This window comes from Streptomyces sp. NPDC005141, assembly GCF_053599975.1.
Genome location: NZ_JBSFYW010000005.1, coordinates 95,952 through 106,485, shown reverse-complemented (window position 1 = coordinate 106,485; position 10,534 = coordinate 95,952). Strand labels below are relative to the sequence as shown.

Here is a 10,534-nt window from a genome sequence, read left to right as displayed (position 1 = left end):
CAGACGTGGAACAACGGCGGCGGCGGTGACGGCCGCGAACCGGCGACCGGTGGCGGCGGTGACGGCGGCACCGGCCAGACGTGGAACAACGGCGGCGGCGGTGACGGCCGCGAACCGGCGACCGGTGGCGGCGGTGACGGCGGCACCGGCCAGACGTGGAACAACGGCGGTGGCGGTGACGGCCGCGAACCGGCGACCGGTGGCGGCAACGGCCAGAACAACCCGCGCCTGTACCAGGGCAGGATCACCGCCCCCGGCGGACTGGACCTGCGCAGCGCCCCGACCCGCGGCAGCCAGCTGATCCGCGTCGCGCGGCACGGCGAGATCGTCTCCATCTACTGCAAGACCCCGGGCCAGAACGTCCAGGGCAACCCCCTCTGGTACCTCCTCACGGACGGCACCTGGGCCTGGGGCGCCGCCCGCTACATCGACAACATCGGCCCGTCCCCCCGCTGGTGCTGACACACCCGAAGACGAATCGGAACGGCCTGTTCGTCATCACATAACGGGACATCGGGTCGCCCGCTTGCTACGTTCCGGACATGATTCAGCCCGGAATGTCCGGAACGGCCGTGGCGGCGGACCCGGCCCCTCCCGCCGAACGCCTGCCCAGGCGCCGTGGCATCGAGTTCACCCTCATCGTCGTCGCCGTCCTGCTCTGCGTGTGCGGCTACTGCGCTGTCGGTCTCGCCAAGAACGGCACCGTCCCGCCCGGCGCCGCCGGTTACGGCGCCGGGCTCGGCGTGCTCGCACTGCTCGCCCACATCGCCGTGCGCCTCCGGGCCCCGTACGCCGATCCGCTGCTGCTGCCCATCGCCGTCCTCCTCAACGGCCTGGGCCTGGTGCTGATCTACCGGCTCGACCTGGAGACCCCGGCCGACCAGGCGGCGCCCATCCAGCTCATCTGGTCGACGCTCGGAGTCGCGTTCTTCATCGTCGCCGTGATCTTCCTGCGCGACCACCGTGTCCTCCAGCGCTACACCTACCTCTCGGTGGTCTGCGCGCTCGCCCTGCTCGTCCTGCCGATCTTCTTCCCGGCGGTGAACGGCGCCCGCATCTGGATCCGGATCGCCGGATTCTCCATCCAGCCGGGCGAGTTCGCGAAGGTGCTGCTCGCGGTCTTCTTCGCCGGCTACCTCGCCGCCAACCGCAACGCGCTCGCCTACAGCGGCCGCCAGATCTGGCGGTTCCGCCGGCTCCAGCTGCCCACCGGCCGTGTCCTCGGCCCGATCGTGGCGATCTGGCTGCTGAGCGTGCTGGTCCTGGTCCTGGAGCGGGATCTCGGGACCTCGCTGCTCTTCTTCGGCCTGTTCGTGATCCTGCTGTACGTCGCCACCGGCCGCACCGGCTGGATCGCGGTCGGGCTGCTGCTGGCCTGTGTCGGCGCGGTCGCCGTCGGCCGGCTGGAGCCGCATGTGCACAGCCGGGTGCAGGACTGGCTGGACCCCTTCGCGTCGATCGCCGCGGGCCGGGGCCCCAACCAACTCGCCCAGTCCCTGTTCGCGTTCGCGGCCGGCGGGATGCTCGGCACCGGCCTCGGGCTCGGCCACTCGATCCTCATCGGCTTCGCCGCCAAGTCCGACTTCATCCTCGCGACCGCGGGCGAGGAGCTCGGACTGGTCGGCCTGTCCGCGATCTTCCTCCTCTACGCCCTCCTCGTGGAGCGGGGCTACCGTGCGGGGCTCGCCCTGCGGGACCCCTTCGGCCGGCTCCTCGCGATCGGCCTCGCCTCGATCGTGGCCCTCCAGGTCTTCGTCATCGCGGGCGGCGTGACCGGCCTGATCCCGCTGACCGGCATGGCGATGCCCTTCCTCGCTCAGGGCGGCTCCTCGGTCGTCACCAACTGGATCATCGTGGCGCTGCTGATCCGGATCAGCGACTGCGCCCGCGGACAGTACGACGGGACACCGGCGCCATGACCAAGTACATCCGCCGGGCCATGGGACTGTGCGCCCTGCTGCTGGTCGCCCTCCTGGTCAACGCCGCCCGCGTCCAGGTCGTGCAAGCCCCCTCGCACGACCACAACCCCGCCAACCGCCGTCAGGCGATCGCCCGTTACGGCCAGCCCCGGGGCGACATCGTCGTCGACGGCCGCAGGGTCACCGGCTCCAAGGACACCGGCGAGCAGCTCCGCTACGAACGGACTTACCGGGACGGCCCGTTGTACGCGTCCGTCACCGGCTTCGCCTCGCAGGTGTACGGGACGACACTGCTGGAGGGCACCGAGGACGGCATCCTGTCCGGCACCGACCCGATGCTCGCCCCGTTTCCGCTGCTGAACGACGTCACCCGGGCACGGAACCCCGGCGGCGAGGTCGTCACCACGCTCAACGCGTCGGCGCAGCGCGCGGCCTACGAGGGGCTCGGCCTCCGCCGGGGGGCGGTCGCCGCGATCGAGCCGTCCACCGGCCGGATCCTGGCACTGGTCTCCACGCCGTCGTACGATCCCGCTGACCTGTCCGGGACGGGGCCGGCGGTCTCGACGGCGTGGGCGCGGCTGAACGGCGAGGACGACAAGCCGATGCTCAACCGGGCGATCCGGCAGACGTATCCACCGGGGTCGACGTTCAAGGTGGTGACCGCCGCGGCGGCGCTGGACGCGGGCGTGGTGGGCGATGTGGACACGCCGAGCACGTCGCCGAACCCCTACCGGCTCCCCGGCACCACGACGAGGCTCACGAACGAGATCGAGGGCTGCGAGGACGCCTCCCTGCGGTATGCCTTCACCTGGTCCTGCAACACGGTCTTCGCGAAACTGGGCGTGGACATCGGGCTCGACGCCATGACGAGGACGGCGGCGAACTTCGGCTTCAACGACCGCAAGCTGCGCATCCCCTTCTCGGTGGCACCCAGCAATTTCGACCTGCGGCTCGACAAGGCGCAGCTGGCGCTCTCCTCCATCGGCCAGTTCGACACCCGTGCCACTCCGCTGCAGATGGCGATGATCTCGGCGGCAGTCTCGGGGGACGGTTCGGTCAAGACGCCGTACCTGGTGGAGAGGACGACCACACGGGGTGGGGGGACGCTGACCACGACCGGACCGCGGACCCTCCACCAGGCGATGAGCCCGGCTACGGCGCGGCACATGCGTGACCTGATGACCGACGTGGTGGAGGACGGCACGGGAACCGTCGCCGCCATCCCCGGCGCCACCGTCGGAGGAAAGACCGGCACCGCCCAGCACGGCATCGGCAACTCCGGCACCCCGTACGCCTGGTTCATCTCCTGGGCGCGGGCCGACCACTCCATGGAGCCCGCGGTGGCCGTCGCGGTCGTCGTGGAGGACGCGGCGGCGGACCGGGGGGACATCACCGGGGGCGGGTTCGCGGGGCCGATCGCACGGGCGGTGATGGAGGCGGTGCTGGGGTCGTGAGGGGGTGGGCGAGAGGGCGCCGAACGGGGTGGGCGAGAGGGCGCCGAACGGGGTGGCGAGGGCGCGCGCGAGCAGGCGATCTCTCACTGCGTGAGACGGGGGGTGCGGCCGTCGCCTCGGCCGACCTAACGTTCGGTCATGACTCCGTCGACAGCCTCGTACGAGCTCGCCCAGGTCAACATAGGCCGCCTCAAAGCACCTTTGGACTCACCCCAGTTGAAGGACTTCGTCGAAGCCCTCGACCCCGTGAACGCCGTCGCGGACGCGGCGGACGGATTCGTCTGGCGTCTGCAGAGCGACTCCGGCAACGCCACGGACGTTCCGGTCCTCGGCGACGAATGGCTGATCATCAACATGTCCACCTGGCGCGACGCGAACGCGCTCACGGCGTTCATGTACCAGGGGCAGCACCGTGAGCTGCTGTCCCGCCGTCGTGAGTGGTTCGAGCGGCTGGAGGAGGCCATGACCGCGCTGTGGTGGGTCCCGGGCGGCCATCGCCCGACGGTCGCGGAGGCCGAGTCCCGCCTGCTGCATCTGCGGGAACACGGGCCCACCCAGCACGCGTTCACGCTGCGGACGTCCTTCCCGCCGGTGGCGCCGGCCACGCCCTAGGGGCCCCCGGGTACCGCTTCCCTGCGGTGCAGCCAGTCGGGGGCGACCGCGTCGACTCCCGTGCGGGCGGCCACGATCCCGCCGGCGATCGCGCAGGTCGTGTCGACGTCGCCGAAGCCCTCCGCGGTGCTCCAGAGGGCCGCGGTCAGGTCGTCGGGGTGACGGACGGCGCACCAGACCGCGAAGGGGACGGTGTCGTCGGCCCGGACGCGCTCACCGTTGCCCAGGATGTCCGAGGCCTTCCACGGCTCGGTGGAGAAGGGCAGGGCGGCCGCCCGCTCGAGACCGTCCCGGACGGCGCCCCGCGGGGTCGCCGAGGCGACCGCGGCGAGGTCCGGCTCGCCGCGCGCGGACAACGCGGCGGCCGTCGCCACCGCGACCGCGCCCGCGATGCCGTCCGGGTGGGCGTGTGTCACCTCGGCCGACAGCGCGGCCTGCTCCGCGACGGCCGGCAGGCTCGCGTGGAACCACGCCCCCAGCGGAGCGGCCCGCATGGCCGCGCCGTTGCCGAGGCTGCCCTCGCCGCCGAACAGTTCTCGGGCCAACTCCGGCCAGCGGTCCGGCTCCTGGACCAGGCGGGGCAGGAGTTCGCGCATACCGTGGCCGTACCCGCGGGCCGGGTCCGCGTCGTAGCCGAGCCCGAAGGCATGGGCCAGCTCCGTCCGCCGGATCTCACCGTGCTCGTCGAGGATCCGGAGGACGCCGAGCGCCATCGCCGTGTCGTCGGTCCAGTGCCACATGGGCTCCCGCGGTGGGCGCCGGGCGCGGATCTCCTCGTACGCCTGGAGCCGGTCCCGGGAGAGCGGGCACCAGCGCTCCCCGAAGGCGTCGCCGAGCGCCAGGCCTTCGAGGCTGCGTCGGGCGGCTGTGCGGTCGGCGGTGCTCGACGGGGTCATGAGGTGATGATGCCGGGCGCGGTGCCGTGCCGGGGAGCCGTTTTCGGACGCCTTCCCGGCACTCGCGGCTGCGGCGGTCGCGGCATGGCGACCGGACCGGGGCACCGCGCCCTCGGCCGCTCCTGGGTCTACGAGGCCTACGGGGCCCGTAGGCCTACGGGGCCCCCTTCTCGATCATCTCCTCGACCTCCGCGACGCGTTCCCGTTCCTCCGCCGCGAACCGTTCCGCGTCCAGCTGTTCGGCGATCTCCTCGTCCTGGGCCATCAGGAGGTCCAGGTTGGAGTTGCCCATGTCGAAGACGCCCATGTCGACGTAGGCCTGCTGGAGGCGTTTGCCCCACAGGCCGATGTCCTTGACGCAGGGGACGATGCGGCTGAAGAGCAACTGACGGAAGAGGTGCAGGAATTCGGACTGTTCGCTGTATTCCTCGGCTTGCGCCTTCGGGATGCCGAAGTTCTCCAGTACCTCGACACCGCGCAGCCGGTCCCGCATCAAGTAGCAGCCCTCGATGACGAATTCCTCGCGTTCGCGCAGTTCGGCGTCGGAGAGCTGTTTGTAGTAGTCGCGCAGGGCCATGCGACCGAAGGCGACATGGCGCGCCTCGTCCTGCATCACATAGGCCAGGATCTGTTTCGGCAGGGGCTTGTCGGTGGTGTCCCTGATCATCCCGAAGGCGGCCAGGGCCAGGCCCTCGATCAGGACCTGCATGCCCAGGTAGGGCATGTCCCAGCGGGAGTCGCGGAGGGTGTCGCCGAGGAGGGACTGAAGGTTGTCGTTGATCGGATAGAGCATGCCCATCTTCTCGTGCAGGAAGCGGGCGTAGACCTCCGCGTGCCGGGCCTCGTCCATGGTCTGGGTGGCCGAGTAGAACTTGGCGTCCAGGTCCGGGACCGATTCGACGATCCGCGCCGCGCAGACCATGGCTCCCTGTTCGCCGTGCAGGAACTGGCTGAACTGCCAGGAGCCGTAGTGCTTGCGCAGTTCGCCCTTGTCCCGGTCGGTCATCTTCGCCCAGTACGGGGTGCCGTACAGGGTCATTGCCTCGTCGGGGGTGCCGAGCGGATCACGGGGGTCGACCTCCAGGCCCCAGTCGATGCGCTTCTGGCCGTCCCACTGCTTGTCCTTGCCCTTCTGGTAGAGGGCGAGCAGCCGGTCACGACCGTCGTCGTACTCCCAGCTGAAGCGCGCCGCCCCCGAGGCCGGTACCTGCCAGAGGGGATCTCCCGAGTCCGTGGCGTACAGCTCATGCGTCGGCATACCTCGCAGGCTCACACGGGGTAGACGCGCCGTCAACAAGTCCGGCACAAGGGATTGACGAGCTTGCTGACAGGCAGTCTCATAAGTTGTGACCGCCGGTAACTCCTGAAGCGATCCCGTACGACGAGGTGGGAACAGCCATGACGACGGTGCCCGAAGCCGATGTGCTCCGTGACGCGCTCGGTCTGCTCAAGGACCGGGAGCAGGTGGCCGAGCGCTTCCTCGACTCGTCCGCCAAGCACTCCTTCGACCCCGACAAGGAACTCGACTGGGACGCACCCTTCGAGGAGGGCAAGTGGTTCTGGCCGCCGGAGCTGGTGTCGCTGTACGACACCCCGCTGTGGCGGCGGATGAGCGAGGAGCAGAGGATCGCCCTCTCCCAGCACGAGGCCGCCGCGCTGGCGTCGCTGGGCATCTGGTTCGAGATCATCCTGATGCAGCTGCTGGTGCGGCACATCTACGACAAGGCGGCGACGAGCGCACACGTGCGGTACGCGCTGACCGAGATCGAGGACGAGTGCCGGCACTCGAAGATGTTCGCCCGGCTGATCACCCGCGGGGGCACGCCGTACTACCCGGTGAGCCGGGCGCATCTCCAACTGGGGCGGCTCTTCAAGACCATCTCGACCACGCCGGGTTCCTTCACGGCGACGCTGCTCGGCGAGGAGATCCTCGACTGGATGCAGCGGCTCACGTTCCCGGACGAGCGGGTGCAGAACCTCGTTCGGGGTGTCACACGGATCCACGTCGTGGAGGAGGCGCGGCACGTCCGCTACGCCCGGGAGGAGTTGCGGCGGCAGATGGTCACGGCGCCGCGGTGGTCCCAGGAGTTCACCCGGATCACGTCGGGCGAGTTCGCCCGTGTCTTCTCGGTGGCCTTCGTCAACCCCGAGGTCTACACGAACGTCGGGCTCGACAAGCGCGAGGCCCTGGCCCAGGTCAAGGCCAGCGGGCATCGCCGGGAAGTGATGCAGACCGGGGCCAAGCGGCTGACGGACTTCCTGGACGACATCGGGGTGTTGCGGGGGGCGGGGCGGCGGCTGTGGAAGTCCTCGGGGCTGCTGGCCTGAGCGGCTCCTGCGGGCGGGCTCGGGTCGGCCGGGCCGGGCTGGGATCGGCTCCGCTCGACAGGGCTCGGGGCGCCGCGGTTTCGAGGGGGGCGGGGCCGCGCCGGTACATCCGCCCGCAGCCGAACGAATCGGACCGGCGTGCCGAGGAGACGCGTCTTTCGATCCGTCCGGCTGCGGGCATTCGATGTACCGGCACGTCCCCTCGCGCTGTTCGGCGGCTGCCGCCGTGTGGGGGCTTGTGCGGGAGGGCGGGGCCCTGTCGGTCGTACGACGCCAGGTGGGGACTTGTGCGTCGGGCGGGCTCGCCGGTCGTACGACGCCGGGCGGGGGAGGCGGCGGGGGCCTGTTTGTTGGCCGGGCGCCTCGGTCGTACGGCGCCCGGGTGGGGGTTGTGTGGCGGGGGTCGGCGATGGTGTCCCCGTGGGCGGTGACGGGGCCGTCGTCGTGCGGGGGGTTTGTGGGTGGGCGGTTACGCTGCCCGGCATGACCTCGCAGGCTCCTACCCCCGCATACCGTCGGCTCAGCGTCGAGGAGCGGCGCAGTCAGCTGCTCGAAGCCGCGCTGTCCCTGTTCGCCCAGCGGGTGCCCGAGGAGGTCTCGCTGGACGATGTGGCCGAGGCGGCCGGAGTGTCGCGGCCGCTGGTGTACCGGTACTTCCCGGGCGGCAAGCAGCAGTTGTACGAGGCTGCCCTGCGGTCCGCCGCGCAGGAGCTGGAGCACTGCTTCGCGGAGCCTCCGGAGGGGCCACTCACTCAGCGGCTCTCCCGGGCCCTCGACCGGTACCTCGCGTTCGTGGACCAGCACGACGCCGGGTTCAGCGCGTTGTTGCAGGGCGGGAGCGTCATCGAGACCTCGCGGACCACGGCCATAGTCGACGGGGTCCGCAGGGCGGCGGCGGAGCACATTCTCGATCATCTGGCGGTGAAGGATCCCGGGCCCCGGCTGAGGATGACCGTACGGATGTGGATCACGGCCGTGGAGGCCGCCTCGCTGATCTGGCTCGACGAGGGCAAGGAACCGCCGCTGGACGAGCTGCGGGACTGGCTCGTCGAGCAGTTCGTGGCCGCGCTCGTGGCTAGCGCGGGGCGCGATCCGCAGACCGCCGCGGTGGTCCGTGCCTCGCTCGCGATGGAGAGCCCGGACGGCATCGTGGGGGCCTTGGTCCGCCGGGTGCTGCCCGTTGTCGGGGATGCGGCCCACCTGCTGTGACACTGGTCCGGTGAAGAGCGAAGACACCCCCTTTGTCGGCGGCCCGCTGGACGGCCGCGTCCTGCCGGTCCTGCTCGGGATCACCGGTCACCCGCCGAAGACGTACCGGGTCCCGGTGCCCGACGCGGACGGCGGCAGGCCCACCGTGCTGGTCTACCGGCGCGTCCAGGCGGCGACGAGCAAGCGGCTCGGGCTGCACCAGGGGTGGAAGTACGAGTACGCCCCCGAGGGCGACGCGTCGGAACGCCGGTTCAAGTGGCCCTGGTCCTCGGGCACGCACGGCAGCCGGGACGGGGGCGGCGCCACGCCGGACCGCAACGCCGACGAGTGACCTTCTTGGGCCGAAGCGGTCACCCGGCGCGCGCCCGGGACGCGGTCGCCCGATCCTTCCGGTGCGAGACGGGTGGTGGACGGACCACCCCGGCACCGGAGGTGATGACGTGTCAGCAAGGCTTCTGCGTCTGGTCTGTACGGGGGCGATCGCGGCCGGGGTGCTGTTCTCGCCCGCGCCCGCGGCGGCCCTTCCCGAGCCGGGCCCGGGTTCCGGAACCGATGCCCAGCGGCCCGTCGCCTTGCTGCTGACGGATCTTCAGCGGCTGTACCGGGACGCCGAACGCGCCACCGAGACGTACAACGGGACCGCCGAGAAGCTGAAGAAGCAGCGCGCCGAGGTCGGCAGGCTCGACGCCGGACTCGCCAGGGCCCGCCTCTCGCTGCGCGACAGCCGCGGCGCCGCGGGGCGGCTGGCCCGGCAGCAGTACCAGAGCAGCGGCGAGATCTCCACGTACGTACGGCTGCTGCTCGCCCGGGATCCGCAGCACGCCCTCGACCAGGGGCATCTGATCGGACAGCTGTCTCTGGAGCGGGCCGAGACCGTGCAGCGGGTGGCGGGCAGCGAGCAGCGGACCGACGTGCTCGCGCGCGCGGCCCGGAAGGCGCTGGACGGTCAGCTCTCGCTCGCCGAACGGCAGAAGAAGGAGCGGGACGAGGTGCGCGAGCGGCTCGACGACGTCCAGAAGCTGCTCGCCTCGCTGACCGCGGAGCAGCTCGCCGAGCTGGACAGGTTCGAGAAGTCGGGGACGGCCACGGCCCAGAAGAAGATCATGGCGTCCGGCGCGCTCAGCAGCGTGCGGCCGCCGTCGCGGGAGGGCGAGGAGGCGCTGCGCTACGCCGTCGGGCAGATCGGGAAGCCGTACGAGTGGGGCGCGGAGGGCCCGAAGGCCTACGACTGCTCGGGGCTGACGTCGCAGGCCTGGGAGCGGGCCGGTCGGCCCATCCCCCGTACCAGTGAGGAGCAGTGGGCCCGGCTCCCGAGAATCCCGCTGAACGAGCTGCGGCCCGGCGATCTGGTGATCTACTTCCCCGAGGCCACGCACGTCGCCATCTACCTGGGCGAGGGGATGGTGGTGCAGGCGCCGCGGCCCGGTTCGAGGATCAAGGTGTCGCCCATCGCCGCGAACCCGCTGCTGGGCGCGGTGCGTCCGGATCCGCAGGGGTCGCCCCTGGCGCACTACACGCCGCCGAAGCTCCCCGAGGGCGCCACGGAGGGGTCCGACGAGGGCTACGCCCCCGTCGCGCCGGCTCCCGGGACGAGGTAGTCCCCGTCCCGCCCGGCACCGTCACGGCCCCACGCCCGCCGGGATCGAACGGAACGCGAACCCCGGGCGTCTTGGGACCATGAAGACATCGCGCCGAGCCGCCGTCCTGCTCCTGAGCGCCGGACTGTTGCTCACCGGCTGCTCGTCCCTGACCGACACCCCGACGGCCGAGGGGTACCACGGCCCCACCCTGCCCGCCCGCACCGTCACGAAGGGCGCCTGGCAGGAAGGACCTGCGAAGCCCGTGCAGCACAAGGCGTACCCGTACGACATCTATACGCACTGCGGAATCAAATGGGTGAAGTTCGGGGGCCGTTGGTGGGTCCTCGACACGGTCTTCCCCGGCGTCGAGCAGGTCAAGGGGGATCGGCCCCCGCCCTACAGCCAGTGGATCTCCGGCTACATGACCCTGATCGGCCCGGACACCGCCGACTTCGACGCCGCCGGGATGCCCACACTCCAGTTCGTCCCGGCCGGGAAGAACCCGCCCGGCTGCGAATAGGACCTGCCGGGGACGG

General features: G+C 71.2%; 11 protein-coding genes. 9 read left to right on the top strand and 2 right to left on the bottom strand.

What is annotated here, in order from left to right:
• The 4 genes from ACWD68_RS05885 to ACWD68_RS05870 form a co-directional block, all read left to right on the top strand.
• A partial coding sequence (locus ACWD68_RS05885; RefSeq protein WP_451805242.1) for an SH3 domain-containing protein occupies window positions 1–462 on the top strand: 462 nt, incomplete at its 5' end.
• Between the two features lie 80 nt (window positions 463–542).
• Window positions 543–1,919 (top strand): FtsW/RodA/SpoVE family cell cycle protein, encoded by a 1,377-nt coding sequence (locus tag ACWD68_RS05880; protein WP_451805241.1) that lies wholly within the window; start codon window positions 543–545, stop codon window positions 1,917–1,919.
• The gene (locus tag ACWD68_RS05875; RefSeq protein ID WP_451805240.1) at window positions 1,916–3,373 is read left to right on the top strand and encodes a penicillin-binding transpeptidase domain-containing protein; all 1,458 of its coding nucleotides are present in this window, start codon (window positions 1,916–1,918) and stop codon (window positions 3,371–3,373) included. The genes ACWD68_RS05880 and ACWD68_RS05875 overlap by 4 nt, the downstream gene beginning before the upstream one ends.
• A gap of 138 nt (window positions 3,374–3,511) precedes the next feature.
• The gene (locus ACWD68_RS05870) at window positions 3,512–3,985 is read left to right on the top strand and encodes a DUF3291 domain-containing protein (RefSeq protein ID WP_451805239.1); all 474 of its coding nucleotides are present in this window, start codon (window positions 3,512–3,514) and stop codon (window positions 3,983–3,985) included.
• Here ACWD68_RS05870 and ACWD68_RS05865 read toward each other — a convergent pair.
• The gene (locus ACWD68_RS05865; protein WP_451805238.1) at window positions 3,982–4,881 is read right to left on the bottom strand and encodes an ADP-ribosylglycohydrolase family protein; all 900 of its coding nucleotides are present in this window, start codon (window positions 4,879–4,881) and stop codon (window positions 3,982–3,984) included. The genes ACWD68_RS05870 and ACWD68_RS05865 overlap by 4 nt on opposite strands.
• A gap of 154 nt (window positions 4,882–5,035) precedes the next feature.
• Window positions 5,036–6,139, bottom strand: coding sequence for a ferritin-like domain-containing protein (locus ACWD68_RS05860; RefSeq protein WP_451805237.1), 1,104 nt, complete (start codon window positions 6,137–6,139; stop codon window positions 5,036–5,038).
• A gap of 140 nt (window positions 6,140–6,279) precedes the next feature.
• On the opposite strand from ACWD68_RS05860, the gene ACWD68_RS05855 reads away from it, so the two are divergent.
• From ACWD68_RS05855 to ACWD68_RS05835, 5 genes are all read left to right on the top strand, one after another.
• Window positions 6,280–7,209, top strand: a complete 930-nt coding sequence (locus ACWD68_RS05855; protein ID WP_451805236.1) for an AurF N-oxygenase family protein — start codon at window positions 6,280–6,282, stop codon at window positions 7,207–7,209.
• A gap of 483 nt (window positions 7,210–7,692) precedes the next feature.
• Complete coding sequence (locus ACWD68_RS05850) at window positions 7,693–8,418, top strand: TetR/AcrR family transcriptional regulator (protein WP_451805235.1); 726 nt, start codon at window positions 7,693–7,695, stop codon at window positions 8,416–8,418.
• Between the two features lie 10 nt (window positions 8,419–8,428).
• On the top strand, window positions 8,429–8,749 hold the full coding sequence (locus ACWD68_RS05845) for a hypothetical protein (protein ID WP_451805234.1): 321 nt from the start codon (window positions 8,429–8,431) through the stop codon (window positions 8,747–8,749).
• 109 nt (window positions 8,750–8,858) lie between these two features.
• The gene (locus tag ACWD68_RS05840; protein ID WP_451805233.1) at window positions 8,859–10,016 is read left to right on the top strand and encodes an NlpC/P60 family protein; all 1,158 of its coding nucleotides are present in this window, start codon (window positions 8,859–8,861) and stop codon (window positions 10,014–10,016) included.
• A 79-nt stretch (window positions 10,017–10,095) separates the two neighbouring features.
• On the top strand, window positions 10,096–10,518 hold the full coding sequence (locus tag ACWD68_RS05835) for a hypothetical protein (protein WP_451805232.1): 423 nt from the start codon (window positions 10,096–10,098) through the stop codon (window positions 10,516–10,518).
• The last annotated feature ends 16 nt before the right edge of the window (window positions 10,519–10,534 follow it).